This window comes from Marinococcus sp. PL1-022, from assembly GCF_033845285.1.
Classification (GTDB): domain Bacteria; phylum Bacillota; class Bacilli; order Bacillales; family Marinococcaceae; genus Marinococcus.
The window spans coordinates 563,018-589,955 of sequence record NZ_JAWXCX010000001.1; the positions used below are offsets into that span (position 1 = coordinate 563,018).

The 26,938-nt window shown below is 46.2% G+C and carries 27 protein-coding genes; 16 read left to right on the plus strand and 11 right to left on the minus strand.

Features of this window, described 5'->3' with window-relative positions:
• Nucleotides 1-45 precede the first annotated feature (45 nt).
• Nucleotides 46-936 carry a universal stress protein gene (locus SIC45_RS02930; protein ID WP_319631010.1) on the minus strand — a complete coding sequence of 297 codons (891 nt, stop codon included), beginning with the start codon at nt 934-936 and terminating at the stop codon, nt 46-48.
• A gap of 259 nt (nt 937-1,195) precedes the next feature.
• Between SIC45_RS02930 and SIC45_RS02935 the strand changes: the two genes are divergently transcribed.
• Nucleotides 1,196-2,083, plus strand: coding sequence for a universal stress protein (locus tag SIC45_RS02935; RefSeq protein WP_319631011.1), 888 nt, complete (start codon nt 1,196-1,198; stop codon nt 2,081-2,083).
• Nucleotides 2,084-2,225: 142 nt separating this feature from the next.
• Here the strand turns inward: SIC45_RS02935 and SIC45_RS02940 are convergent, their stop codons facing one another.
• Entirely contained in the window at nt 2,226-3,785 is a 1,560-nt protein-coding gene (locus tag SIC45_RS02940; protein ID WP_319631012.1) for a BCCT family transporter, read from the minus strand.
• Between the two features lie 356 nt (nt 3,786-4,141).
• Here SIC45_RS02940 and SIC45_RS02945 point away from each other — a divergent pair, with 356 nt between their 5' ends.
• The 6 genes from SIC45_RS02945 to SIC45_RS02970 all read left to right on the plus strand — a co-directional run bounded on the left by SIC45_RS02945 (nt 4,142) and on the right by SIC45_RS02970 (nt 9,753).
• Nucleotides 4,142-4,540, plus strand: coding sequence for a VOC family protein (locus SIC45_RS02945; RefSeq protein WP_319631013.1), 399 nt, complete (start codon nt 4,142-4,144; stop codon nt 4,538-4,540).
• 198 nt (nt 4,541-4,738) lie between these two features.
• Nucleotides 4,739-5,680, plus strand: coding sequence for an alpha/beta hydrolase (locus SIC45_RS02950; protein ID WP_319631014.1), 942 nt, complete (start codon nt 4,739-4,741; stop codon nt 5,678-5,680).
• A 287-nt stretch (nt 5,681-5,967) separates the two neighbouring features.
• On the plus strand, nt 5,968-6,285 hold the full coding sequence (locus tag SIC45_RS02955; RefSeq protein WP_319631015.1) for a hypothetical protein: 318 nt from the start codon (nt 5,968-5,970) through the stop codon (nt 6,283-6,285).
• Nucleotides 6,286-6,336: 51 nt separating this feature from the next.
• Nucleotides 6,337-7,473 carry a hypothetical protein gene (locus SIC45_RS02960; RefSeq protein ID WP_319631016.1) on the plus strand — a complete coding sequence of 379 codons (1,137 nt, stop codon included), beginning with the start codon at nt 6,337-6,339 and terminating at the stop codon, nt 7,471-7,473.
• A gap of 167 nt (nt 7,474-7,640) precedes the next feature.
• Nucleotides 7,641-8,813: an iron-containing alcohol dehydrogenase gene (locus tag SIC45_RS02965; RefSeq protein WP_319631017.1), complete on the plus strand. Its 1,173-nt coding sequence runs from the start codon at nt 7,641-7,643 to the stop codon at nt 8,811-8,813.
• A 100-nt stretch (nt 8,814-8,913) separates the two neighbouring features.
• Nucleotides 8,914-9,753 carry a formate/nitrite transporter family protein gene (locus tag SIC45_RS02970; protein ID WP_319631018.1) on the plus strand — a complete coding sequence of 280 codons (840 nt, stop codon included), beginning with the start codon at nt 8,914-8,916 and terminating at the stop codon, nt 9,751-9,753.
• 42 nt (nt 9,754-9,795) lie between these two features.
• Here the strand turns inward: SIC45_RS02970 and brnQ are convergent, their stop codons facing one another.
• Nucleotides 9,796-11,121: a branched-chain amino acid transport system II carrier protein gene (brnQ, locus tag SIC45_RS02975; protein ID WP_319631019.1), complete on the minus strand. Its 1,326-nt coding sequence runs from the start codon at nt 11,119-11,121 to the stop codon at nt 9,796-9,798.
• A 361-nt stretch (nt 11,122-11,482) separates the two neighbouring features.
• Here brnQ and SIC45_RS02980 point away from each other — a divergent pair, with 361 nt between their 5' ends.
• From SIC45_RS02980 to SIC45_RS02990, 3 genes are all read left to right on the plus strand, one after another.
• Nucleotides 11,483-11,731 carry a hypothetical protein gene (locus SIC45_RS02980; protein ID WP_319631020.1) on the plus strand — a complete coding sequence of 83 codons (249 nt, stop codon included), beginning with the start codon at nt 11,483-11,485 and terminating at the stop codon, nt 11,729-11,731.
• Nucleotides 11,732-11,877: 146 nt separating this feature from the next.
• Nucleotides 11,878-12,024: a hypothetical protein gene (locus tag SIC45_RS02985; RefSeq protein ID WP_319631021.1), complete on the plus strand. Its 147-nt coding sequence runs from the start codon at nt 11,878-11,880 to the stop codon at nt 12,022-12,024.
• Nucleotides 12,025-12,138: 114 nt separating this feature from the next.
• Nucleotides 12,139-13,056, plus strand: coding sequence for a manganese-dependent inorganic pyrophosphatase (locus tag SIC45_RS02990; protein WP_319631022.1), 918 nt, complete (start codon nt 12,139-12,141; stop codon nt 13,054-13,056).
• 49 nt (nt 13,057-13,105) lie between these two features.
• Here the strand turns inward: SIC45_RS02990 and SIC45_RS02995 are convergent, their stop codons facing one another.
• Nucleotides 13,106-13,975 (minus strand): DMT family transporter, encoded by an 870-nt coding sequence (locus SIC45_RS02995; RefSeq protein WP_319631023.1) that lies wholly within the window; start codon nt 13,973-13,975, stop codon nt 13,106-13,108.
• Nucleotides 13,976-14,056: 81 nt separating this feature from the next.
• On the minus strand, nt 14,057-15,049 hold the full coding sequence (locus SIC45_RS03000; protein ID WP_319631024.1) for a YeiH family protein: 993 nt from the start codon (nt 15,047-15,049) through the stop codon (nt 14,057-14,059).
• Nucleotides 15,050-15,157: 108 nt separating this feature from the next.
• Here SIC45_RS03000 and SIC45_RS03005 point away from each other — a divergent pair, with 108 nt between their 5' ends.
• Together SIC45_RS03005 and SIC45_RS03010 are read left to right on the plus strand one after the other, a co-directional pair.
• The gene (locus SIC45_RS03005; RefSeq protein WP_319631025.1) at nt 15,158-16,030 is read left to right on the plus strand and encodes a LysR family transcriptional regulator; all 873 of its coding nucleotides are present in this window, start codon (nt 15,158-15,160) and stop codon (nt 16,028-16,030) included.
• A gap of 167 nt (nt 16,031-16,197) precedes the next feature.
• A complete protein-coding gene (locus tag SIC45_RS03010; RefSeq protein WP_319631026.1) occupies nt 16,198-16,842 on the plus strand; it encodes a FusB/FusC family EF-G-binding protein in 645 nt (214 codons plus the stop codon).
• A gap of 47 nt (nt 16,843-16,889) precedes the next feature.
• On the opposite strand, the gene SIC45_RS03015 is transcribed toward SIC45_RS03010, so the two are convergent.
• Complete coding sequence (locus SIC45_RS03015; protein ID WP_319632920.1) at nt 16,890-17,789, minus strand: helix-turn-helix domain-containing protein; 900 nt, start codon at nt 17,787-17,789, stop codon at nt 16,890-16,892.
• 174 nt (nt 17,790-17,963) lie between these two features.
• On the opposite strand from SIC45_RS03015, the gene SIC45_RS03020 reads away from it, so the two are divergent.
• Entirely contained in the window at nt 17,964-18,089 is a 126-nt protein-coding gene (locus SIC45_RS03020; RefSeq protein WP_319631027.1) for a hypothetical protein, read from the plus strand.
• 17 nt (nt 18,090-18,106) lie between these two features.
• Here the strand turns inward: SIC45_RS03020 and SIC45_RS03025 are convergent, their stop codons facing one another.
• Nucleotides 18,107-18,628, minus strand: coding sequence for a gamma carbonic anhydrase family protein (locus SIC45_RS03025; protein WP_319631028.1), 522 nt, complete (start codon nt 18,626-18,628; stop codon nt 18,107-18,109).
• A 123-nt stretch (nt 18,629-18,751) separates the two neighbouring features.
• On the opposite strand from SIC45_RS03025, the gene SIC45_RS03030 reads away from it, so the two are divergent.
• Together SIC45_RS03030 and SIC45_RS03035 are read left to right on the plus strand one after the other, a co-directional pair.
• On the plus strand, nt 18,752-19,528 hold the full coding sequence (locus tag SIC45_RS03030; RefSeq protein WP_319631029.1) for an alpha/beta hydrolase: 777 nt from the start codon (nt 18,752-18,754) through the stop codon (nt 19,526-19,528).
• Between the two features lie 32 nt (nt 19,529-19,560).
• Nucleotides 19,561-20,619 (plus strand): tetraprenyl-beta-curcumene synthase family protein, encoded by a 1,059-nt coding sequence (locus SIC45_RS03035; protein WP_319631030.1) that lies wholly within the window; start codon nt 19,561-19,563, stop codon nt 20,617-20,619.
• A gap of 43 nt (nt 20,620-20,662) precedes the next feature.
• On the opposite strand, the gene SIC45_RS03040 is transcribed toward SIC45_RS03035, so the two are convergent.
• From SIC45_RS03040 to SIC45_RS03050, 3 genes are read right to left on the minus strand one after another with little or no spacing between them, the layout of a single operon-like run.
• Nucleotides 20,663-21,226 carry a carbonic anhydrase gene (locus SIC45_RS03040; RefSeq protein WP_319631031.1) on the minus strand — a complete coding sequence of 188 codons (564 nt, stop codon included), beginning with the start codon at nt 21,224-21,226 and terminating at the stop codon, nt 20,663-20,665.
• Nucleotides 21,227-21,232: 6 nt separating this feature from the next.
• Nucleotides 21,233-21,868 carry a class I SAM-dependent methyltransferase gene (locus tag SIC45_RS03045; protein ID WP_319631032.1) on the minus strand — a complete coding sequence of 212 codons (636 nt, stop codon included), beginning with the start codon at nt 21,866-21,868 and terminating at the stop codon, nt 21,233-21,235.
• Nucleotides 21,865-22,833, minus strand: a complete 969-nt coding sequence (locus SIC45_RS03050) for a TIGR01212 family radical SAM protein (RefSeq protein WP_319631033.1) — start codon at nt 22,831-22,833, stop codon at nt 21,865-21,867. Before SIC45_RS03050 ends, SIC45_RS03045 begins: the two co-directional genes overlap by 4 nt.
• A gap of 366 nt (nt 22,834-23,199) precedes the next feature.
• Between SIC45_RS03050 and leuS the strand changes: the two genes are divergently transcribed.
• Complete coding sequence (leuS, locus tag SIC45_RS03055; RefSeq protein WP_319631034.1) at nt 23,200-25,620, plus strand: leucine--tRNA ligase; 2,421 nt, start codon at nt 23,200-23,202, stop codon at nt 25,618-25,620.
• Nucleotides 25,621-25,641: 21 nt separating this feature from the next.
• On the opposite strand, the gene SIC45_RS03060 is transcribed toward leuS, so the two are convergent.
• Nucleotides 25,642-26,934: an NAD(P)/FAD-dependent oxidoreductase gene (locus SIC45_RS03060; protein WP_319631035.1), complete on the minus strand. Its 1,293-nt coding sequence runs from the start codon at nt 26,932-26,934 to the stop codon at nt 25,642-25,644.
• Nucleotides 26,935-26,938 lie beyond the last annotated feature (4 nt).

Here is a 26,938-nt window from a genome sequence, read left to right on the forward strand (position 1 = left end):
GCCAGGCTGGCCCCGGGAGAGGGAGCGCAGCCTGGCTTTTATCTTTTATTGTTCCTGTTCCGGGAGACGGGCCAGCAAAACGTCACAATCGGCCCGGTGTACAATACCTTCTGAAACGCTGCCAAGGAAAAACCGCTCTGTCGTATTCAGGCCGGAGGCGCCAACAATAATGAGGTCGGCTTTATACTTTTTAGCCAAATCCTCCGCGATAACGACCTTGGGAGCACCGTGGTGAAGCTCTGCTTCTACATGCTCCAAGCCGGCATTCAGCGCTTTTTCCCGGTATTCTTCAAGCATCTTTTCAGAATAGCTTTCCATTTCGATAAACAGCCCGGTGTCATGCTGTTCCATGGAGGTGAGAACGACTGAGTCGATAACGTGTGCGATCAGAACAGCTGCATTTTCTTCCATTGCCAGGGCGATTCCTTTGTCAAACGCATGAGTTGCTTCCTTAGAGCCGTCAATAGCAATAATGATTCTCTTATAATCGCTCCCGGCATCCTTGTTTCGGACGACGAGAACATCGCATCTGGCGTTGCGTACGATTCCGGTGGAAACACTTCCCATAATAAATCGTCCGACTGTTCCAGCCCCGGAGGCGCCGGTAATAATCAGGTCTGTCCCATACTCCGGAGCGAGCTCTTTGGTAATAATGGCTTTTGGCGCCCCGGTTTCCATTACTGTCTGGACATCCACCCCGGATCCTTCAGCCTCTGCTTTGTATAAGTTTAACAACACCTTGCCCTGTTCTCCCGCCGTTTCCATAATAGTTGGTATATACTGAACCAGGCGGTTTAGCGTTCTGTACTCTACAACATGGGCCACTGTCAGCTGGCTTTGATGCTTTCTGGCCAGTGAGAGACCGCGGCGGAATGCCTGCATGGATTCATCCGAACTGTCAACAGCTGTGAGAATATTCTGGTAATGTTTGATCATGGTAACGCCCCGCTTTCTTTACAAAAGTAGATTTTCGAGCACGAAATGATCGGAAACAAAAACGAAATATCTTTCTATCTATTTCTATTATGGAACATATAAGCAAAGAACTCCACTGTATAATTTGGCAAAAAAAGTACAATAGTAAAACTGAAGATAGTGCTATAATAGAGATAGAACTAAGACAGCCGGGCTTTCGGAAGCGAAATTATTTCCGGCAGCATCCGGTGTTGACGATGATGGATAGGGGGCAGGCAAAATGGAAAAAAGATACAATCGTATTTTAGTGGCAACAGATGGATCCGTGGAAGCTGAATTCGCATTGAAAAAAGGGATTGCGCTCGCCAAAGCGTATGATTGTTCATTAGGGATCTGCTACATTATCGACTACAACCATTACAGCCAGGCCCGGCTTCATACTACGGATTTATTACAGGCATCAAAGGAAAAAGGGGAAGAAATTATTGCTGCCTGCAAAGAAAAAGCCGAAAATGCAGGACTCACGGATATAACCGTGTTTTTGGAAAATGGCTCTCCGAGAACTACTATTCCGAAGGACATTGCAAAAAGGTTTAAAGCGGACTTGATTCTTTGCGGAGCTTCAGGTATAGGTACATTTGAAAGATTCATTGTTGGAAGCGTTTCCGCAGGTATTGTACGAAATGCAGAATGTGATGCCTGGGTGGTTAGGAATAAACGCGATATTGAAAAATACAACAGTATTCTGATCGCAGTAGATGACTCAGAAATGTCTGCCAACGCCTTTCGTGCCGGCCTGGCTATGGCAGAGGAGGAAGAAGCGAAGGCCGTGGTTACCCATGTTATTCATACACCGCTCGTTTCATCGGTAGAAAAAACAAGGGGCAATGTCATTGAAATATTTAAGAAAAACGGCAGGAATCTGCTTGAAATATATCGGGAGCTTGCGTTAAAAAGCAACGTTCCCCACGTTTCGTTTGCTTTGGAGTACGGTTCACCCAAAATGGTAATTCCAAAGGATGCTGCGGAAAAATATGAGGCAGACTTAATTGTCTCCGGGGCTTCCGGAGTCAGCAGTGCCGAACGGCTTCTTCTCGGAAGCGTCGGGGAAAGCATCGTCCGCAGAGCGGAATGCGACGTTCTCGTTGTCAGAAATGAACACATTTAAAATGCTTTCCAAAGTTTAGTTTATCAGTGAAGCTGGCCTATAACGGAGGAAACCCGGCTGGACGGCAGCCGGGGACTTATTCAATTGATTACATCAATCACAAAAGCCGGGTATCCATTATGGGTACCCGGCAAATGCTTTTCTATTCTCTTACGTTGTGAATCCATGCTTTGTCCTGATCCATCATTTTCTTCGCTGCTGCAATCGTAAGGAACTGTATAATAATTATTGGCAGCCCCATGAGGCCTGAAAGAACTTCAAGCGGAGGAAGGCCTCCAATTCTCATTAAGATTAAAGCAAGTGTGGTAATGATGGCAGCGACCACAATACGAAGGAATTTAGAAGGCTCATTTTTACTCATGTCTTCCGTGCTTGCATACGCTGAGATAGTATACGTCGTAGAATCAAGAGTCGTAGTTAAGAAAATCAATGCGACAACCATAAAGATGACAAGCGCAAGACCAGAGAGCGGCAGCGTAGTTAAAATTTGCGGTATAGCTGCTATACTGCCCTGATTTTCCACGATGTTAAGCACGTTGAGGTTGCCATTTAAAAACCTGTCTACACCGAGGCCGCCGAGAACTCCCGTAGCTACCCAGGAGATAATCGTTGGTGCAGCGAGATACGTCATGATCATTTCTTTAACGGTACGCCCCTGAGAGATCTTTGCGGCAAATACGCTGTGCAGCATTGCCCAGGTGGCGTTGTAAGCAAACCAGAATACGGTGTTACTCTTTATATAGCTGGCCTCTCCGGAGGAAAGAGCTTCAGTGTAAAAGGAAATGTTAATATAGTTAGTCATAAGAAATCCGAGGCTGCCGGTGAAATAATTCAAAATAAATATTCCCGGGCCTGCCAGCATAATAAACAGAGCAAATATCCCCGCCAGGTACATGTTAAACGTACTAAGGCGTTTGATCCCCTTTTCGATCCCGAGATAGGCGCTTAGAGAAAACATGAACACCCAGACGAGTGTTACGATCAGTGTAAGGCCAAAGCTTATTTCGATTCCAAGCAGCTCTGCGAGGTTGTTGGTAATGATCGGGGAACCGAGCCCGAGCGTTACGGCAGCACCTGCAAGAATGCTGATCAGGAAAATAACATCTAAAAATTTACCGCCAAGGCCATCGGTAAACCGATCACCAAACAGGACGCGGCATGCTTCAGAAATACGCATTAACGGACGTTTGCGCACATGAAGAATGTAGGCCATCGCTGGCGCCGCCATAACGAAAATAGCAAATGTTTGAAAGCTCCAGAGAAACATACTGTAGGAGTTCCCCCACATCAGTGCCTGTGTGGAACCGGCTTCGACGCCAGTTGGCGGGTCGCTTGCTACGGAGGTCCACTGCACCATTCCGGTACGCATAATAGTGGAGCCGAGCCCCATAGCAATTAAAATCGACGCGTATTCAAATAGTGAAAAACGCGGTTTTTCCAACGGATCCCCCAATACAACTTTTCCGTATTTGGAAAAAGAGAAATAAAGTCCGGCAGCAAGAAGTATTAAACCATACCAAAGGTAGCCCCATGTAAATACTTCCACAATGGTATCAAAAATTCCATTTAAAACCTCCATGCTTCGTGTCTCGTACAAAGCAAGCGGTATACAGATTGCAATAATGATTAAAAGTGCCGGTACAAAAATCCGATAATCAATCAGCTTTAATTTTGACTGCTGATTGTTATTCTGTTCACTCATTGATATCCCCCTTTTTATTTTGTCTTTTCATGATGGCTGTGAAAATTAAGAAATGCAGGAAGCAAATAAATCACAATAAATCCATATGAAAAATATCAATAATCCTCTCCTTCCTCAAAAAACAGTCAAGTAAACTAAAACATGAATTTTATTTACCCATTTAATTTTAAAAATGACGATTAAGAAAAAAGCAGCGCCAACATAGCCCTGCTGAAGTAATCATAGTATGTAATTTTTTATAAAGGCAAAATCGCCTGATTAGTTAATAAAGAAAAACTAATCCCGGAGGCTTGCTTCAAAGATTCTTATCAAGGGAACACAAATAAAAAGAATTAATATAAAAGGAGCGGATACCAATGGCGGCAATTAAACCTTTTCTTATGTTTCAGGGGAATGCAGAGGAAGCACTCAATTATTATGAGAGCCTGTTTGATGAAGCAAAAATTGTGAGTTTAAGCAGATACGGTCCGCATGAATCCGGCAAAGAAGGAAATGTTATGCAGGCCGTACTTTCGCTGCAGGGGCAGGAATTCATATGCATGGACAGTAACGTGAAGCACGATTTTACATTCACACCCTCTTTTTCGCTTTTTGTTAACTGCGAATCCGACCAGGAGATTGAGTACCTGTATAACCATCTCTCCGAAGGCGGCAAAAAGCTGATGGCTTTAAAAGATTATGGGTTCAGTAAACGCTTCGCCTGGATCCAGGATAAATTTAATATTTCATGGCAGCTGAACCTTCCTTCTGATTAACAGGGAGCTGTTCTGGTTGAAGGGTATACTTTGAAAGGGCCTGTCTGTTTTTCATTTATTGATTGTAGGTGAATACAGCAGCCCTTATAATTAAATTATCGGTACAGACAAGATTTTTGGCAATTTTTGAAAACGTATACATTTAATGTTTATTGTAATACCGTTTATGTCATCAGCAGAAAGCAGGAGATCCGGAAAATGAAAGAAAAAATTAGGAACGAATTGCGGGCGGTACTGGATGGGCTGCCGGAAATGAAATTTTCCACCCGGGAGGAAATCAGAAACAGCCGTGTATTAACAAAGCAGGCATTTGAGGGGGAAACTCCTATCAGCCGCAGCAAAGTAAGGGTTACGGATAAACATATCCCCGGTCATGAAAAGGGACAGAATATACGGGTTCGCATATATGAGCCGGTCATGCCGGTGAAAACAATCTCCCCAGGCTTATACTGGATTCATGGAGGCGGATATTTGAGCGGTACGCCGGAAATGAATGATGAGCTGTGCGAGAGGTTTGTGCTTGAAGCAGGGTGTGTGGTTATCTCTGTAGCCTACCGGCTCGCCCCGGAGCACCCTTATCCGGCGGGGGTGGAGGACTGCTATGCTGGCCTTAAGTGGGTGGCCGGGCACGCCGCGGAGCTCGGCATAGATGAAGAGCGTATCGGAGTAGCCGGGCATAGTGCCGGCGGTGGATTGACAGCGGCTGTATCCCTGATGGCAAGAGACAGGGGCGGCCCGGAAATAGCTTTTCAAATGCCTCTCTGTCCGATGCTGGACTATAGAAATACTACTGTTTCAAGCCGGGAAATTACGGACACGAGAGTATGGAATTACTACTCCAATGAGGCAGCATGGAAAGCCTATCTCGGTGATCAGACTGAAGATGTTCCTGCCTATGCTTCTCCAGTTCAAGCAGAGGATTTTTCCGGTCTCCCGCCCACTTACACTATGGTGGGCAGTGCGGACCCTTTTCGGGATGAAACGATAGAATATATTTCACGATTAAGCCAGGCCGGAGTGCAGGCAGAGTTCCATCTGTATCCGGGATGCTTCCACGGCTTTGAAGGTATTGCGCCGCAGGCAGAGGTCAGCCAGCGGGCAATCAGAGGATATGTAAATGCTTTAAAGAGAAGCCTGTAGCCGTTGTATTATAATTAACGACAGTACGCTCATAACGTTCGGAGGGTGATCGAAGAAAATAATCCCCCTCTAACAGCCCAAAGCCTTCTGACATGTTCAGGGGGCTTTGTTGTGTAAACAGGAGCAGGCACTTGCCTGCCTGCTAAATGCTGAAGCGTAAAATTAGTTCCTTAGTAGAAGGTTGAAAGCGTTCTGGAAAGGTAATGATATAACTAAGGCAAAAACTACAATCAAAAGGGAAAATCCGTCACGGTGAAAACGCACTCATCTATAAGGAGATGTTAATCGTGTTAGTTCTTCCTGGACGAATAGTGAATATCCGTATTCCAATAGAGGACCGGGCTTCGGGGGAGAAAAAAGACGGAAAATACACCTTCGGGTTTCGATTTCCACAATGGCAGGGTAAAGGACGGTATGCTAACGGCGTGAAGAAACGGGCACGCATGATTTTTTATGTAAAAGATGAAAATGACCAGTTGATATTTCAATATCCGATTACAGAAATCCAGCGGCAGGATCACTGCGTGATTTCCACAAGATATGAAAAGCGTATCCCCGAAGAATTTCAAAAAGAGATACGGCAGATTATTATCCATTTTGTCTGAATAAATACAATAATATATTCTCAAGCGAGAAAAGTGAAAAGAGGGATTACATTGGCTAAAAAAGAACAATCATCAGAAGAGCAGGCGAACGTCGTCATCACGAATGAGAACGGAGAAGATGAAGAAGTAGATCTTTATATGATGAGTGTCAAAGATATAAAGGCTCTTGCTGAAGAAAGCGGCCTCGAATTATCTTCCACGAAAAAACAGGATATGATTAACGAAATCATGAACGAAGTGGAAGGCGGAGACAGTGGAGAAGACCAGGGTTCGGAAGACGAAGAAAACCAGGGAAACGAAGAAACTCAGGAGCCTCAGGAAGAAAGCGATGAAGAGCTCCCTGAAGAAGAGGAACAGGAAGAGCCGAGCAGTGAAAATGATGAGGAGTCCTCCTCATCTGATGAAGAGGATCAGGATCAGGCAAACGTTGTAATTACGAATGAAGACGGTGAAGACGAAGAAATTGATTTATACATGCAGAGTATAGAAGATATTCAGGCTCTTGCTGAAGAGAGTGGTCTTGAGCTGTCCTCTACAGATAAAAAAGGAATGATTGACGAAATCATGGCCGAGGTTAACAGCGGCGAAAGCGAGGAGCAGCCCGAAGAAAATACAGACGAGGCTTCTGAAGGAGAAGAGCAGGAACCTGCAGGCAGTGAGGAAGATGTGGATGAAGATTCTTCAGAAGCGGACAGCAGTGAAGAAGAAACGTCAGGCGAAGGCGAGCAGGACAAACCTGCTGCAGAAGACGACAGCGCGGAAGAAAACGAAGACGCAGACTCTGCGCAGGAGCAGGACGGTTCCTCAGAGGATAGCGGAGAAAAAGCAGAAGAAACGTCAGGTGAAGACGAGCAGGAGGAGCCGGCTGCAGAAGACGACGTGGAAGAAAACGAAGACACAGACTCTGTGCAGGAGCAGGCCAGTTCCTCAGAAAATAACGCAAAAGAAGGTTCGTCATTTATTTCTGAAGAAGCAACCAACCAGCTTCTGGAAGATGTAAAACATTCGCTGATTGACGAATTGAAAGATGATTTGTATGAAGATGTGAAGCAGGAATTGGTGCAGCAGCTGCATGATGAGCTGATTGGTGATTCCAAAGGTGATCTGCTGAATGAAATTAAGTCTGAAGTCATGGAAAGTGTCAAAAAAGACTTGAACAGCGCACTGTCAAAAGATGAATCCGCATAAAAAGGCCCGCACACGGGTCTTTTTTTACGCTCGCCTCCGAGGCAGAGTCTGCTTTTATGTTTAACATACTGGATTAAAAGGAAAAACTTAATTTGTAGTTAAAACAGATGTTCATCAATCACACTAGACATCTTCGTTTAGCTTAAAACAACAAGGAGGCTTCACTGATGAGCAGATTTACGATTCCAAGAGACATCTATTTTGAAGATAACGCGCTTGAAGTACTGCGCACGTTTGAAGGAAAAAAAGCCACGCTCGTTATTGGCGGCGGCTCTGTGAAAAAGAATGGTAATTTAACCCGCATTCAGGAGCATCTTGCTGCAGCAGATATTGAAACTGAAGTTCTTGAAGGATACAATACAGAGCCAACCGCAAAAATGGTCAAAGAAGGAGCAGAGGAGATGCGTTCCTTTGCACCTGACTGGATTATAGGTATCGGAGGTGGCTCTGCGATGGACGCCGCTAAGGCGATGTGGCTCTTTTACGAGCATCCGGAACTTTCCTTTGAGGATGCGACGAAGCCTTTTGAACTGCCGCGTCTTCGTCAAAAGGCGAAATTTGCCGGTATTCCTACGACAAGCGGAAGCGGTTCTGAAGTTTCCAACCTTTCAGTAGTAGCAGACGAAAAAACAAACGTTAAATATCCGCTTGCAGACTTTGGCCTGACGCCGGACATTGCTATTATTGACCCGGTGATGGTAGAAGACCTGCCGAAGCATATTGCCGCATACACCGGTATGGACGCCTTTACCCATACTATCGAATCCTACGTAGCCAAGCCACGGACATTATATACTAATATTCTTGCTCTTGGCGGCGCCGAAGTGATTAAAGATAATTTGAAAGCATCGTATAATGGCGATCATGAAGCCGGAAAGCAGATGCACAGCATTCAGGCGATGGCAGGGATGGCTTTTGCGAATGCGGTGCTTGGCAATGTGCACAGCCTTGCTCATAAAAGTGGTCCTACATTCGATATTCCGCACGGTTATGCGAATGCGATTTATCTCCCGTATGTCATTGAGTTCAACCGTGCAGTGGTAGAGGACCGGTATGCAGAAATTGCACGTCGCCTGCATTTGAATGGAGAGACAGACGAGGAATTGACAGATTCGCTTGTAGAGTATATCTTTGAACTCAATAAAGATTTAGGATTGGCTGTTACGCTTGAAGAATTCGGTGTACCAGAAAAAGATTTTGAAGAGCATCTGGATACAATGGCTCAAAATGCACTAAGCGACCCATGTACCGGCACCAACCCGCGTGAAACATCCTTCGAACAGATGAAGAACTTGTTCAAGGCTTCGTATTACGGAAAAGAAGCTCTGGTAAAAGGCTGAGTATAAAAGGAAAAAGATAAACCGGAAACCCCGATTGCTTCGGGGTTTTTTCCTTTGGTACTGCTCCTTTGGCAGAGATCAGGAGAAGGAGAGATGTGTTATGCCGAAGGAACAAAAGCTCGGGGCCGCCGACCGGCAGTATAAAGAACCACCCGAGGTGGTACAGGCATTTGGGGAAAATGGACGTAACCACTTAAGCAAGGAATTCAGAGCGCAGTTTCTGCTGGCGATCCTGGCAGGGTCATTTATGACCTTCGGGGCGGTTTTTTCGATTCTTCTTGCAACGGGCGTAGAAGCGAAAGGGCTGTATTACCTGCTCTCAGGGCTTGGTTTTACTGCGGCTTATGTCATGGTGTTTTTATCCGGCGCTGTGTTATTTACGGAAATCAATATTCTGCTGCCGAGTTATTTATTTCGAAAGCCGAGTGTCTATTTTATGCCGATTGCAAGGTTCTGGCTTGCTACTTACATCGGCAATATCGTCGGTGCGTTATTCGTTGCAGCAGTCATTCAGCTTTCCGGATCCTTGACGCCGGAATTTTACGGAGAGCTGCAGGTGTATTTATCGGACAAAATGAAATTTAAAGAATCGGGCGGAATCGGTTGGTTCCAGGTTGTTTTATCCGGTATTCTGGCTAACTGGTTAATTGGCATGGCATCGTTTCTTACAACGGCTGCGAGAGATGTTACAGGAAAAGTAGTGGCAACTGCGCTTCCAGTTATTTTATTTGTGGCTGGTAATTTCCAGCACAGTGCTGCGAACATGGGCTATTTCAGCATGGGAGTATTTGCAGAGACTGAGCATGCCTGGTATGAATACCTGTTATTTAATTTGATTCCCGCAAGTATTGGGAATTTGATTGGCGGCGCCCTCCTTGTTTCTCTGCTGTTCTTATTTGCCTATCGGGAAGAGCTTCGCGATGGTGAAGGCATTGAATAGAAAAAACTGCTCCTGAAAAAGGGGCAGTTTTTTTATGGAATATTACTTTTCGTTAAAGGAAGTTTTTTGCGGGGAGTGGGAAGGCATCAGCCTGTCGAGAAGATACCCGGTGACTGCCCCGATAAGCGCAGGCACGACCCAGCCAAGTCCCTGCTCAAAAAACGGCGAGGTCTGAAGAATGCTTGTGATAGCCGGGACAGAGACACCTATGCTTGAGAATCCTTCGTAAAGCGCAAAGATCCCAGTAAATATAATCGAGAGCTGATACATTAGAGAGCCTTCACCAATAACAGGACCGAGTAGCGAAAGTATGATGAGCACAATAGCAAGCGGGTAAATAAATACGAGTAAAGGAACTGCGATGCTTAAAATTAAAGACAAGCCCAAATTAGTGACCAGCATCCCGATGACTGTAAAAAATACGACAAATGATTTATAGGGAAGGCGGGGCATTATGCTGTGAAAAAATTCAGAGCATGCCGTTATCAGTCCGACGCTGGTAGTCAAGCACGCAAGCAGAACAATCAAGCCAAAAAAGAAGCTGCCGGATGATCCAAAGAGAATGGCTGCAGCTGGTTCAAGGATGCCGGCCCCGTCAGTAATCCCTTCCTGCTGCGACATCCGGGCACCGATCCACCCGAGCGAAACATAGACTATAGAAAGACCAATACCAGCTACTACAGTAGCCGCAGCGGCGCCGGACATCAGTTCACGTTTAGAAGAAGCCCCGTGGGCACGCAGACTGTTAACAATAACCATTCCGAAGGCAAGGGCGCCGAGAGCATCCATTGTCAGATACCCTTCAAGAAATCCTCCAATAAAAGGAGAACTATTATAAGTAGACGCTGCCGGGGAAGGGTCTGTATCGAAAACAAAAAATGCCCGTATAAATAAAGCGGCTAAAGTAACGAATAGAATAGGCGTCAGCCATTGACCCAGGCGGTCGACTATTTTTTCGGGATTTAAACTCAGCCAAAGAGTAACTGCGAAAAAGATTAAGGAAAAAAGTAAAAGCGTCCACCAGGTTCCTATACCTGCTGCTGGCACAAAACCGATCTCATAGGCGACGTTAGCAGCCCTTGGAATACCATATAAAGCTCCGATGGATAAATAAATCAGCACAGCAAACAACAGGCCGAAGATGGGATGGACTCTGCTCCCCATACTGATAAGTCCGTGTCGTACCTGTACCACAGCCATAATGGCAAGAATGGGTAGAAGCACTCCTGTAAAGAGAAAACCAAGAATTGCAGAAGTGAAATGGTCCCCAGCAGAATAACCAAGAAATGGCGGAAAAATTAAATTACCCGCTCCAAAAAATAACGAAAAAAGCATAAAGCCGATAAAAAGAATACGAGACTTTTTCATACCAGCGCCTCCTGAACATAAGTAATATCGCCACACAACGCAAAAAACCCGTTTCCAATAAGGAAACGAGTCAAATTCTAAAAGAGTCCTAAAATAGCATACTGCACTGGATCATCTTGTGAGAAAATGACTATATAAGGAAAAGCATTATGTAAGGTTAATAATCATTCTATAATGTAACGCGGATCTGGCTGAAAGTAAACCGTCAGCATGCACCAGGACAGATAAAAAAGTATAGGCGGATAAACAGCTTACTGGAAAAAAAGATAAGGAAAAAATCATTTTTTTAATAATTTTAAGTGTATATCAAATATTATAGGGTATATATGCATAGGTCCAATATCACTTGGAGGTAAAAACTATGGGGAGAAATATGAACTGGGTTAAAAATCATCATTTTTGTTCCACAGTGGAAGAGCATAATGACATCATTATTTTGGAAGTGCCTTATACAGCAAGCAATGAACAGTGGGAAGAAATACAGGAAATTATTAATATTCTTCATGATCACGGGTATGTGGAGGGGCAGACAAAGCGTATTGATCAGCTGCAAATTGAGCTTGTGGGTTTTAAAATCCCTTGGAGCCAGCAAAGAATGAATTCGGGATAAAATAAAATAACAAAAATAACCATTTGATGAATAAAAGATTAAAGAAATTACGTTTACGTTACAAGTGTATGATAAAACACAAAAATCATATTTGGGTTGATATGATAGTGCTTAATTAATTATTTCGGAGAAAAGAGGTCTGCAATTTGCGCAACCCAATTGTATTAATGATGGTAATGGGGCTTTCCATGTTTTATGTTATTGTGCCGTTTATGAGTATTGAGCAAATGCCGACCGTGCTGACAGGCGTGCAGCAGATTATGAAGTCTATTACCTCCATAAGTTTTTTATAATATACTTGCCATACGGGTCTCTCTGCTTATCTGCAGGAGGCTTTTATTATTTTTACCAGAGAAAGAAGCAGTAAGTTGAGCTGAATGCCGAAAAACACGAGGAGAGGAAGGTCTGTGACTACATTTATTTTTGGACATAAAAGTCCGGATACCGATGCCATAGCTTCAGCTATTGCCTATGCGTATTTAAAAAAGAGGTTGGGAGAAGACATTGAGGCGGGAAGACTGGGGGAAATAAATAGCGAAACTGCTTATGCGCTGGACTATTTCAAAAAGAAAAAGCCGCAATTAATTCACGATCTTCAAAAAGACACGCCGGTAATACTGATGGATCACAACGAACGACAGCAAAGTATTGATGGCCTGGAGAATTTTCGTATTAAAGAAATAATCGACCACCATAAAATTGCGAATGTTGAAACGAAAGAGCCAATATACTTTCGGACAGAGCCAGTAGGATGTACAGCGACAATCGTGTACCAATTGTATAAAGAAAACGGTATTGAGGTACCGGAACAGGAAGCAGGGATGATGCTTTCAGCTATTATTTCCGATACCTTGTTATTTCAATCCCCGACTACTGTTGAAAAAGACAGAAAGGCTGCGAAAGAACTGGCAGCAGCTGCCGGGGTAGAGATAAAAACATATGGAATCAGCCTTTTAAAGGCAGGTACAGATTGGAGTGCAACGAAAGATGACGATCTGGTACGGACCGATATGAAAGATTTTGACATGAAGGGCTGGAAGGTGCGTATCGCACAAGTGAATACGGCAGGAGTGGCATCCGTATTAAACCGTCGTGAAGCGCTGTTCGCCAAAATGGAAGAGGCAGTGCAGAGAGAAGCAGTAGATCTTTATGTATTAATGATCACTGATGTATTACAGGCGGACTCCATCCTTCTTGCAGCCGGGGCAGGGAAAGCCAAAGCTGGAGAGGCATTCGGGAAAAAACTGCAGGACGGGGCTGTGGAGCTTCCAGGAGTGATATCCCGGAAAAAACAAGTGGTCCCGGCTCTGCAGCAGATCATATAGTTAAAGCTTCTATTCAAACGAAAAGCAGCCCCCTCCCGGGAGCTGCTTTTTAGGCAGACTGGCGCACGCTGAACGCAGTAATAGAAACCAGAATAATAACGATGCCCAGGGCCTGAATAATTGCCAGGCTGTCTCCAAGCAGAACCACTCCAAACAAAGAAGCGGTGACCGGCTCTGCCATGGCAACCATTGAAGCAGTAACCGGGGTAGTCAGTTTTATGCCGATGACATAAAGTACAAAGGAAATCCCTGCACCAACGAGGCCGAGCAGCAGAAACCACCCAATGTCACTGGAGGTCAAAACAGATACTGCTTCCTGTTGGTCGACAAACAGCAGAAGAATCAAACAAAAAACAAAAAAGGCGATCGTTAAAGAGGTTTCGGGTCTGCCTACTGCAGAGGCATATTTAAATCCGAAAATAAACAACGCGTACGAAAGGCCGGCACCGAGACCGGCAGCAGCGCCTGCAAGTGTAACGGAAGACCCTCCCGCATCATAAGCTCCTGTCAGGAGAAAGATTCCTACAAGCACTACTGCGATACATCCCCATTTGAAAAAAGTAGAGGATTCCTGCTTTAGAAAAAAAGAAATCAGAAATACAAATATAGGTGCGGTATACATTAGCGTAGCAGCAATGGCTACGCTCGAGGCTTCAATACTGAGGAAGTAAAAGGTGAAATTGCCGGCGACGCCCGCCCCGGCGAGAGCAGCCCATATAAATAAGCGGGCGGAGGGCGAGCCAGTCTTTTGAATCCGTAAAAGGAACCATATAAAAATACAGACAAAACCTACGGCTCCCCGGTAAAAGGAAATGACTAACGGGTCCCAGCCCTTATGTAAAAGTATATCTGCCAATCCACCTGAAATACCCCACAGTATCGCGGCCAGTACTACTAAAATCGTGCCTGAAAATTTCATGGTCAGCCTCCGCGGTAGTGTGAATATAAATGTTTACCCTGAAAGGACCCGTTTCAAACGGAGGCTTTAGGGCCGGTCGTGTTAAAGCATAGCTTCGATAAGAACGTAGCCAAAAAAAGATAATAAAAGCGAGCCGCAAACTGCTACGAGAAGCATCTTTAAACTAATCGTTTTAAAAGAGGCAGCCGGCATCTGCATGCCAAAGCCGGCCATAGCCATGCCCAGAAAACCATAGGAAGCTGAGACCATAAATGCAGCTGTGGACTCACTGAGCAGATTAAAGGTATTGGCCAGGCTCATTGCTAAAAAGCCGAAAATAAACCAGGGAACTGGAATCGCATGAGAATTCTGCTTTTCTTTTCGCCCCTGAAGCATGGCAATCACAAGTGCAACTGGGATGAGAAGAGCAACTCTTGTTAATTTAGTTACCAGAGCGTTGTCCTCCGAAACTGTACCCCCGGCTTCGGAGGCTGCTACTGCATGGGCCACTTCATGGAGAGTTCCTCCGGATAAAACGCCGTATTCATATGCATTCATCTCCAGATATGGAAATAGAAAGGTATAGGAAACGGAAAAAACAGTACCAACAACTGCTATAATCGCAATGCTTGCAGTCGTTGTTTTTTGTTCTGCTTTTACAATCGGGGCTATGGCTGCGATAGCTGAAGCTCCGCAGACAGCTGTACCACAGGCCGTTAACAGGCTGAGGGTTTTATCTATCTTTAAAGCTCTGGCAGCAAAGTAAATGAAGAGAAGCACAATTAATAATCCGGAAGCAGCAATAAAAAAAGCGTTAAATCCGGCTTCGTAAATATCTTCTAAATGCAGGCGCGCGCCAAGTAAAACAATGCCGAGCCGAAGCAGATGCCTGCTTGAAAAAGTGATTCCCGGCAGTGCCTGCTCGGGCACACCGGCGGTAAACCGCCAAAAGACACCCAAAAGAATCGCAGTAACTAACGCCCCCATCGCTGAGAATGGGGCGACCTCTGCGAGTGCGCTGCTTAGTACAGCAGCAATAAATGTAAAGACGAGTCCGTACCATAGTGGGGGAATGGAAGAAATAAATCGTTTCATCAGTCTTCAACTCCTAATCGTTACTACTATTGTACTCCTGGTCTTTTTATTATAAAAACAAATATATATAATAGAATTAATTAATATTTTTAATAAATAGGAGGGCCTATGCATATTGATGAATTAAAAACCTTTTTGACCGTAGTGGAGGAAAAAAATTTCACAAAAGCCTCGGAGGTGCTCTCCCTCTCCCAGCCCACGGTAAGCGTGCATATAAAAAACCTTGAAAAGGAATTTCTGGCCCCGCTGTTTCAGCGGACGACAAAGTCATTGATGCTTACCAAGGAAGGCGAGGTATTTTTGGATCATGCCCGCCAGTTGATGGGCACCTACGTTCATATGAAGGAATCCATATATATGATGCATGAGGAAGTGAGCGGCACCATTCATATCGGAGCCAGCTTTACGATTGGGGAATACGTGCTTCCCAAAGTAATGGCCAGAATGCAAAAGGAATATGAGGGAATTCATTTTGAGGTAACAATTGCCAATACAGAGGAGATTATTCATCTGGTCCGGACACTGAAGGTCGATATCGGCCTGGTGGAAGGGCAGAGCGGAGCTGCTGATATTACGCTGACTCCTTTTCAGACGGACCGTCTGGCAGTAGTGAAGAGTGCCTCTGCCTCCTATTCACCTGTGAGCCGTGAGGAGCTGCAGGATCAGAAATGGGTGGTGCGTGAAAAAGGATCAGGGACTCGTGAGTCGTTTGATTATGTCATGAATACAAATGGAATCCGCCTGCGTTCACTTCTGGTGATCAGCAGCACACAGGGGATTAAAGAAGCTGTTAAAAACGGCCTTGGATTATCTTTGTTATCAGAAGCGGCAATTGGAGAGGAACAAAAACACAACATGCTCGAGCTTTTATCCATCGAAGGCATCGATGCGAAAAGATTTTTTTCATATGTACTTCCAAAAAGAGCAGAACGGACAAAAAATATACAGTTTATGATCCGGTGCCTCACAGAGAATCGTTAACGTCCGGCTATCTTTTTTTAGAGTTTTCTGCAAAAACTAATTTGTTGTATACTAATACCGCAATCTTAAGGGAATCGCCAATGATGAGTTAATATTTACTGCTGTATAAAGCATTCTGTTCAACGACAGGAACAGAAGCTTACTATACTGAAATGAGGAATGGGTAAATGATTCAAATTGAACCATTTTTGCGCAATGACCAGTTTAATTTTATTAAAGAGCATGTATGGAAATTTGCTCACGCGCACGCTACCGTAAAAGATGCCGACGTAATCCGTGCATTAAAGCACAGTGTCTTTGATCAAATTATCAACAGCTTCCATACGATGAACGATGAGCAGGAAAAGCTGCTGGAAAAAATCCTGTATGTAGAGGACAGCACTCAGGCAGAGCAGATTCTCGGTGAACTGAAAATGTATGTTATTTCGTTCCCGGCTGTCACCGCAGATCGGATTAAAAAGCTGTTTCCAAAGGCAAAAAAGCTGACCATGCCGTCATTGGAGGAAGTGGACCTGAAAAATATATCTTATCTGGGCTGGAATGACATCCGCTCAGAACGAAAATATATTATTACTACAGACCAAAGGAGATTGACGGGCGTGTTTGGAACATTTCGGAATACACCCGGAAAAGGGATCTGTACGATCTGCAGCAAACAGGAGGAGACGGGACTTTTTATGGCAGTAGTAAAGGCAGGAAAAGAAACGTATACGAGCCGCGGCAACTATATCTGCCAGGACAGTGGCAGGTGCAACGAAAATATTACGGATCTCCGGCAGCTTGAAACCTTTATGTATCATCTGAAAAAGTAACCGCACTAAAAGCCGGGGGAAAGAAACGTGGCCCCGGCTTTTATATATTATTGAAGTGTATGCAGATGGATGGTTCCGTCTGTTTTATAATCGTCGATCTCCTTGCGGATGTGGTCTGCGAGACCGATTTGTTTCATTGTATCAAATATGGAGCATGCCTGACGCCAATCCTGAAGCGCAGATTCATCAAAACCCAGCACCAGCAGGTTTTGTCCTTTTTGGTAAAGCAGTTCTCCTAAAACGTAGCTGTTCTGCAGATCAATGCAGCGGTCGATGCCCTTTGAACACCAGTCGATGGATTGCTGGTAAGCCCCCTGATAGGTCAGCGCTTTGGTTAAGGTATACGTCAGCTTTAATTCAATGTATTTATTCTCCGGATGTACGAGGCTCTGATGGTCCTGCAGAGCTTTCCGGCATATCTCCGCGGCTTTCCTGTACTCATGTTCAAGGTTATAAATAATTGCCATGGCGTTTGTAATTTCACCTTTACGTTCCGTATATATTCCTTTGTGGTACGCATCGAGGGCCAAGGAAGCCAGTTCGAGCGCCCGCTCCGGTTCGTTGTCCAGTTCATAGGCGCAAATAGCTTTATGCCAGAGCATGTACTGCTCGTAATAGCCGATTTTGAAAATGGGATTGTCTTCCTCTCTGGATAGAAGTTCCCGCATCGAAACGTAATCATGCTCGAACCGGCACGTTTCAAGCATGCTGAATACAGAGCGTACGTAGTCACTCCGGTCTGTTAATGCTTCTTCAAAAAAGTAATACATGCTGGCCCCGAGCCGTTCGGCAATATAAAACATAGTGCTGGAATACGGAACGATAGTCCCCTTTTCAATTTTACTGATCTGGGCCTGGGTACAAATATCTTTAGCCAGTTCCTTCTGTGTGTAGCCCCGGTATTTTCGCAATTCCTGTATTTTATTTCCCACCCGTGAAAAATCCATCAATATAGTTCTCTCCCTATCTCTCAAATATTCCTATAATTATTTTACGGGAAGAAATCCGGAGAAAAAAGAGGAAAGTCTTAGGAAAATGATCGATTTTGGAGCCAGAAGCGGAAAACAATCTTTTTATAGTTCGAATATACTAAAACGAACATATAATAAAGAGGTGAAGGCATGAAAAAGGCGGGCTTATGGTATGCTGCATTCATTGTGATAATGATGGCAACAGCTGCACCGGTTCAGCAGACAGAACTGGCGGCAGGTGAAATGATAACAAGAGACATCCCACATCAATATTAATAAACAAGCCGCGGACATCATTGATGTCTGCGGCTTGTTTCTTTATACTCTCTGGCTTTCTCAACGTATTCGAGGCGGATACGCTCCATGTCTTCCTTGTCCTCTTCAGTGAGGTCACGAACGACTTTGGCAGGACGTCCAAAGGCAAGTACGCCGGCAGGGATCGTTTTGCCGGGCGGGACCAGGCTGCCGGCACCGATGAACGCCCCTTCTCCGATCTCTGCGCCGTCAAGCACTGTAGATCCCATACCGATAAGCGATTTTTTTCTTACAATAGCGGAATGAAGCATCACCTGATGACCGACAGTCACATCATCTTCAATAATCAGAGGACGCTTCGGGCTCTGGTGCAGCAGGCATTGATCCTGAACATTGACCCTGCTGCCAATGAGCGTAGGCGCTACGTCCCCACGAATAACGGTGTGAAACCAAATGCTCGATTCTTCGCCGATCGTAACGTCGCCTGTGATGACCGTGAAATCTGCTAAAAAAACGGTGGAAGCGATGGAGGGATACTGGTTATTGTAAGGATAAATCATAAAAAACCACACTTTCCGAAATTTATTCTGCATTTCTAATGCAAGTGTAGCAAAAATAATAGTAAAATAAAGAAAGAGATATTTCCCAGTGTGCTGGATCAATGGAAAAAGGGGGCGATGGTATTGGAAAAAAGGTTAGTAGACCGCCCGCGTGGAGTTGTTGTACTGGTTCATGGATCAGGAGAACACTACCGGAGATATGAATGGCTGATCCATGTATTGAAACGCCAGCATCTGCATGTGATTACCGGTGATCTCCCGGGACACGGGGAGAATGACGGTCGAAGAGGACATATAGACAGCTTCCGTGAATACACAGATACTGTATATGAATGGTACAGAGAAGCAGCTTCCTTTAAGCTGCCTATTTTTATGCTTGGGCACAGCATGGGGGGATTAATTGTTATACGGGCGGTGTCCGAGCGGTATATGCCGGTGAAGGGTATTATTCTATCTTCTCCGGCACTTGGGCTATACGAGTATCCTAACAGAATACGGGAGCTCTCCGGCAGGCTGGCTCACCGGCTTATGCCGGGCAAGGCGCTCCGGACCGGGATCCAGGTCCAGTATTTAACAAGAAATCCGGAAACAAGAGCGGAGTACCAGAAGGATGAATTGGTGAATGATACGGTAACAGTCCGCTGGTACCAGGAAATGATCCGGGCAATGCGGATCAGTCTGGCGCAGCCGGAAAGCTTCCCGGATACTCCGCTTCTGGTCATGCAGGCCGGAGAGGATTATATCGTTGATAAAGAGGCCACTGTTCGCTGGTTCAACCGGCTGCATACGTCTGAAAGAACGATTAAAATATGGAATAATCTTTATCATGAAATACTAAACGAGCCGGAGCAGGAACGTGTAGTAAGGTATATCATTCATTTTATGAACCAGCATTCCTAATATGAACCAGCCAACCAAGGAGGCCTTTTGAAATGTCAGCACCAACGTCTATACCAGCTATTATGTATTACGGGGTAAAGCAGACTCTGCCGGCTGCCCGCCAGTACTTAAGCGAATGGAAACAGAAAGCAGAGCAGATCCCGGATGATTTGTACCGCCAGGCAGCGCTTGAAGCAATCGATGAAAAAACGTTCCACTATGAAGGCGGATCGCTTTACGCATTGATTGCTCCCGAACATATCCGAAGCGAGCTGCTGCGTTTTATTGTTGCCTATCAAAATATCAGCGATTATTTGGACAGTATCTGTGATATGAGCCAGGAGGAGGGCGTGACCTTTTATCGTGATATTCATGAAGCGATGAAGCACGCCCTGGATCCCGCAGCCAGTCAGCAGGATTACCTTAAAAGAAAAAAAGGGGAAGGGGATGGCGGATTTTTAGCGGCTCTCGTGGAAACGTGTCAGTCTGCCCTGCAGAGCTTTCCGGGTTTTCCGGGTGCCCAGCCGTTTATGGAAGAGCTGTCCATGTATTACAGAGAGATGCAGATATACAAACACATTGATGTCAACGAGCGTGAAACCAAGCTGATTGAGCTTTACGAGCATTTTAAGGACCGGATTCCGCCGATGACCTGGTATGAATTTTGTGCTGCTTCCGGATCAACGCTTGGTATTTATGCGCTGGCCGGATACGCTGCCCGTTCTCCGCTTGCCGAGCTTCAGGCGAAATCGATTAAAGAAGCTCATTTTCCGTATGTACAGGGAATGCATATTCTGCTTGATTATTTTATTGATCAGGAAGAGGATGTGGAGCAGGGCTCGCTGAATTTCACCGAAAAATATGCGTCTGTCGGCCATATGATGTCACGTCTGGAATTTTTCAAATCCGAGGCTGATAAAAAAGTAGCTAAGCTGCCGGAAGCCGGTTTTCATAAACAATTAAACAAAGGTCTGCTCTCCATCTATTTGTCTGACGAAAAAGTACAGGCAAATGAAAAAATGAAGCAGCAGGCAAAGCATCTGCTTCGTTTTGGCGGCATTACATCGCTTATTTACTACTGGAATTCATGGATGTACCGAAAAAAAATATAAACAAAGAACCGCCTTTTCCAAAAAAAGAAAAGGCGGTTCTTTTTTACATATCAGCCATGTCAAGCGATGTCAGCTCCCCGGTCTCCGGGGAAATAACGAGCCCGTGTACGGGTGTCCCGGGCGGTAGGAGAGGATGGTTTCTCATGACCTGAACCGATTGATGCACGTTGTCCTCTACATCCGAAAAACCGCGCAGCCATTCGTGTACGGAGACGCCCTCAGCATGCATCACTGCCTCTGCATCGGATGAAACTCCGCGGTCATACGCTTTTTCAAGCACCTGGCCGGCCTGAAGGCCGGTCATGCCGCATCCGTAATGGCCGACAATCAGCACTTCTTCTGCTTTTAACTCGTATAAAGCAACCAGAATACTGCGGGTAATACTATCATATGGATCTGTAATCATTGCCCCGGCGTTACGGATCAGCTTTGCATCTCCATTCTGGATGCCCATTGCTTTAGGAAGCAGTTCAATGAGCCGGGTGTCCATGCATGTTAAAACGACAATGCGTTTATTTGGAAATTTATCGGTTTGAAAGGTTTCATACTCTTTGTTTTGAACAAACTGCTGATTGTGCTCCAAAATAGATTTCACCACTTCTGACATGATTCATCATCCCTTCGTAGATATATGTGAATAGGCTTGAACTAATTTAGATAAACCGGGAGTGTCTTCTCCTGTTTTTTCAAAGGTTAACACATAAGGAGGCGCCTTTTCCTGAAACTCCAGGCTGTAACGAAGCACCCGTACCTCCTGTTCCGAAAGTTCAGCAGCAAGGCTCTCAACAGCTGTACGTTCTGCATATCCTCCCGGGTGGCCATGGTAAATAACCACGATGACCGGAGCGCCGGGCGGAAACGTATGAAGATAGGAAAGAACCGCTGCAGTTGTAGAAGAAGCAGACGTCACAATTTGCTTATCGCTTCCCGGCAGATAGCCGAGGTTAAAAACAGCCGCCCGGACGTTGGTTCTTTCCGCTTCAGTGAGTACAGACACTGCATACTCATGACTGCAGTGGTGGAGCGTGATGTATTGCTCCAGGCTTTTCTTTTGTAATCGATCGTATGTAGCCTGAATGGCTTCCTGTTGAATGTCAAAGGCATGCACATGCCCGGAAGGAGACACCGCCTCTGCCAGAAAGACGGTATCCCCGCCATTTCCGCAGGTGGCATCAATCACGGTGTCGCCGGGGCGAACGTTCTGTGCAATCATCCAATGGACAAAAGCCACGGCTTTCGGCAGAGTCATAAAGCTGCCGGGGCAGGCTGATAATATTTTCCCTGCCAGCTGTGTCTGCGAACCTGTTCTTTATGAATTTCATTTAGTACTTCGAACTTGTTCACGCTCCACATCGGCCCGATAAGAAGTTCAGTCGGCCCGTCTCCGGTAATACGGTGGATGAGCATGTCCGGCGGCAGAATTTCGAGCTGGTCCACCACAAGACTGACATACTCATCACGTCCGAGGAATTCCACCATTCCTTTTTCATACTGCTTTACCATTGGTGTCTTTTTCAACAGGTGAAGCAGATGAATTTTAATACCTTGGACGTCAAGGTCAGCCACCGCCTGGGCCGTTTCCATCATCATTTGATGGTCCTCCTGTGGAAGGCCGTTAATAATATGGGAGCACACACGTATGTTATGCTTGCGGAGCTTGTCCACGCCTTCTTTATAGCACTCAAAGTCGTGGGCCCGGTTGATCGTTTCAGCAGTCGTCTCATGCACTGTCTGCAGCCCGAGCTCCACCCACAGGTAGGTGCGTTCATTCAACTCGGCCAGGTATTCGACTACATCGTCCGGCAGGCAGTCCGGGCGGGTGGCGATGGAAAGGCCGACGACGTTATCCTGAGCGAGTACTGCTTCGTACATTTCCCGCAGTTCTTCCACGGGTGCGTAAGTATTGCTGAAGGCCTGAAAATAACCAATGTATTTTCCATTTTTCCATTTTTTGTGCATGCGGTCTTTAATTTCATGGAACTGGGTAACCACATCGTCAGCCCGGTTGCCGGCAAAATCTCCGGAACCTGCTGCAGAGCAGAACGTGCAGCCGCCGTGGGCGACATTTCCGTCACGATTTGGGCAATCAAACCCGCCGTCAAGCGGCACTTTAAAGATTTTATGACCGAATGATTCCTTTAAGTGATGATTCCATGTATGATACCGCTTCTCTCCCCAGACAAGCGGTTCTTCGTTAGATAATTCTGAGCTCATGAAGAGCCTCTCCTTCCATCGTGCGTAAAATATTCCTTCTCATTTTAGCATGTTTTGTCTGTATTCCCAAAGCACAAAGGAAAAGAACCACGCAGAAAGGCTTGACAGCAGGGGGATAAATTCATAAAATATCAAGTATTGAATATCGGCGTACTTTGTTTATCGTTATGCACCCAGCAGACGCTTGACGAAAACGGGTGAGCGAAGCGTCAGAGTCGGAAACGCACTTGAGTGGCGTGTGCGCGTCCCGCCGTTTGTTTCGTGAAAGTTAAGCCTCTCGTCCCTGCTTTCCAGCTGGGAGAGAGGCTTTTTTTACAGATAAAATCAGCACAGATGCTCCAACTATTTAAAGGAGGAACGACAATCATGGCATATCCCCACCAACAGATAGAACCCAAATGGCAGTCATACTGGGAGAGAAATGAAATATTTGCCGTATCCAATGAAAATACCGGCGCCCCGAAATATTATGCACTGGATATGTTTCCGTACCCTTCCGGAGCCGGCCTGCACGTCGGCCATCCTGAAGGCTACACAGCAACAGACATCACCTCAAGAATGAAACGCATGCAGGGCTACGATGTACTGCATCCGATGGGATGGGATGCTTTTGGCCTTCCGGCGGAGCAGTTCGCGCTCGATACCGGAAAAAATCCGCGGGAGTTCACCCAGGCAAACATTGCCAATTTCAAACGCCAGATTAAAGAGCTGGGCTTCTCCTATGACTGGGCCAGAGAAATTAACACGACAGACCCTCATTACTACAAATGGACCCAGTGGATTTTTACGAAGCTGTACGAGCACGGTCTTGCTTATATTGATGAAGTGCCGGTCAACTGGTGCCCGGCGCTGGGCACGGTCCTTGCCAATGAAGAAGTGATTGACGGAAAAAGCGAGCGCGGAGGCCATCCGGTGGAACGCCGGCCGATGAAGCAGTGGATGCTCAAGATTACAGCCTATGCAGATCGTCTGCTTGAAGACCTGGACGGCCTGGACTGGCCGGACAGCATTAAAGAAATGCAGCGCAACTGGATTGGCCGCTCGGAAGGAGCGGAGCTGACCTTTCATGTCGAAGGGAAGGATCTTTCGTTTGACGTATTTACGACCCGTCCGGATACTTTGTTCGGAGCGACCTACTGCGTATTTGCCCCGGAGCATGACTATGTAGAGGAAATTACTACGCCGGAGCAGAAGGAAGCTGTCGAGAAGTACCAGCACGATGCAGCCATGAAAAGTGATCTTGAACGAACAGAGCTGCAGAAGGAAAAATCCGGCGTATTTACAGGCTCGTACGCCATCAATCCAGTGAATGGGGAAAAAATGCCGATCTGGATTGCTGATTACGTTCTCGCTACATACGGAAGCGGAGCGATTATGGCTGTACCGGCGCACGATGAGCGGGACTACGAATTTGCGAAAGCATTTGATCTTCCGATTGTGGAGGTTGTTGAGGGCGGAGACACATCCAAAGAAGCGTATACGGAGGACGGCCCGCATGTAAGATCAGAGTTTTTGAATGGTTTATATAAAGACGAAGCTATTGAAAAAATGCTCGAATGGCTTGAAGAAAAAGATATCGGCCGCAAAAAAACAACCTACCGTCTGCGTGACTGGCTCTTCAGCCGCCAGCGGTACTGGGGGGAGCCAATTCCAGTTATTCACTGGGAAGACGGCTCGATGACCACGCTTCCGAAAGAAGAGCTGCCGCTCGAGCTTCCGGAAATGGACGAGTTCCGCCCTTCAGGCACAGGTGAATCGCCGCTTGCTACCAATACGGAATGGCTTGAGGTCACTGATCCAAAAACGGGCATGAAGGGCCGCCGGGAAACAAACACTATGCCGCAGTGGGCCGGCAGCTGCTGGTACTTCCTGCGTTTTACTGACCCGGATAACAGCGAAGAGCTTGCATCCAAAGAAGCGCTCGAAAAATGGCTGCCGGTTGATTTATATATCGGCGGGGCAGAGCACGCAGTGCTTCACCTGCTGTATGCGCGGTTTTGGCATAAGTTTTTATATGACATTGGAGTAGTGCCTACAAAAGAGCCGTTCCAGCGGCTGTACAACCAGGGAATGATCCTCGGGGAAAATAATGAAAAAATGAGTAAATCCAAAGGGAACGTCGTAAATCCGGACGAAATTATCCGGACTCACGGTGCCGATACGCTGCGGTTGTATGAAATGTTCATGGGGCCGCTCGACGCTTCAATTGCATGGTCCAACAGCGGTCTCGACGGCGCCAGGCGTTTTCTTGACCGGGTATGGCGCTTGTTTGTGACTGACGAAGGCGCTGTCCGGGAGACCATCCGTGATGAGAAAGCACCGGAGTCGTTCGCACGAACGTATCATCAGACGGTGAAAAAGGTAACCGAAGAGTTCACGGAACTGCGGTTTAACACCGGTATCAGTCAGCTGATGGTTTTCGTCAATGAAGCCAACAAGCAGGAAACGCTTCCGAAGCAGGAATTAAAAGGATTTCTGCAGCTGTTGAGTGCTATTGCTCCGCATTTGGCAGAAGAGCTTTGGAGCCGTCTCGGTGAAGATCGTTCGATTTCAAGAAGCAGCTGGCCGGTCCACGATGAACAGATGCTCATTGAAGATGAAATTGAAATCATTATTCAGGTCAACGGTAAGCTCCGGGCAAAAGCAGTGGTGCCAAGAGATGCTGATGAAAAAGATCTCGAATCGACGGCAATGGAACAGGAAAAAATTGTGCAGGAGCTCGAAGGAAAGACAGTGCGAAAAGTCATTGCCATTCCAGGAAAACTTGTAAATATTGTAGCTAATTAAAAAAAGCTGGCCGCATAGCGGTCAGCTTTTTGAGTAGGAGGGGTATTCGGAGTTTGCAGCCGGCAGTTCAGAGGCCGCTTTTCCTGCGGTGTAGCCGGTGGAAAAGGCACAGGTGATATTAAAGCCGCCGGTGTAGCCGTGGATGTCTAAAATTTCCCCGCAGAAGAATAATCCGCTTTTCAGCCTGGATTCAAGCCGTTTTGGAAACACTTCTTTGATGGACACCCCGCCGCCGGTCACAAACGCTTCTTCAATGGAAAGCGTGCCATCTGCCGGGAAACGGAAGTCGGTAAACAAAAGAGCAAGGGTGCGCAGTTTTTTATTCGATGCCTCGCCGATGGTCATTGTGCTGGAAATGCCTGCCTCCTGCAGTAAAAACAGCAGCAGTCGTTCCATCGTAAGGCCCTTTAGGGCATTTTTAACTGTTTTTGCTTCGTGCGTTTTTTTCAGCGCGACGAGCCGCTGGAACATGGATTCATGGTTCTCCTCGGGGTAAAGGGAAAGGCCGAGCTCTATCTGTTCGTCTTTGTATTTTTTTAAAGCCTTCACCACATACTGGCTGCACCTCAGGCCGATCGGTCCGGAGACCCCGAAATGGGTAAAAATCATGTCGCCAGTGTGGGTTTTAATAGCTTTTCCGCCCGGCCGGTAAACAGTCAGGGCGACGCCGGAAAGCGAAATACCCTGAAGTGTGCGGTCCTGGATATAAGTGGCCGGGGAAGTAATAGGAACCTCTGTAGGGTAAAGCTCCGTAATGGTATGGCCGGCCGCCTCCGCCCAGGGATAGCCGTCCCCGGTCGAACCTGTTTTTGGTACGGATTTACCTCCGGAAGCAATAATAATTCGGTCAGCCTGAAGATAGGTGCCGTCTTCTAAATAAAGCCCCTCGACCTGGTTATTACCGTAATCGATGGAAGCAACTTTAGTGTTGATGCGTGTCCGGACCCCGAGCCGTTCCATTTCATCAAGCAGCGTGTTTACGACAGTAATGGCTTTATTGTTAATAGGGAACATTCGGCCCATGTCTTCTTCCTTCAGGTCTATACCAAGGTTTTCGAAAAAACGGATAATATTTTCATTATCAAAGATGGAAAATGGACTGTGCATAAATTTGCCGTTGCCGGGAATGTGTTCGATCAGTGCTTTTCTTTCCATGCGGTTAGTGACGTTGCAGCGGCCGCCTCCGGAAATGGCAAGCTTTCTTCCGAGCTTGGAGCCCTTATCTATTAATGTAACATCGGCGCCATGCTCTGCAGCAGCAACCGAGGCCATCAGCCCAGCAGGACCACCGCCGATAACAATGACATTCGTCATTTTA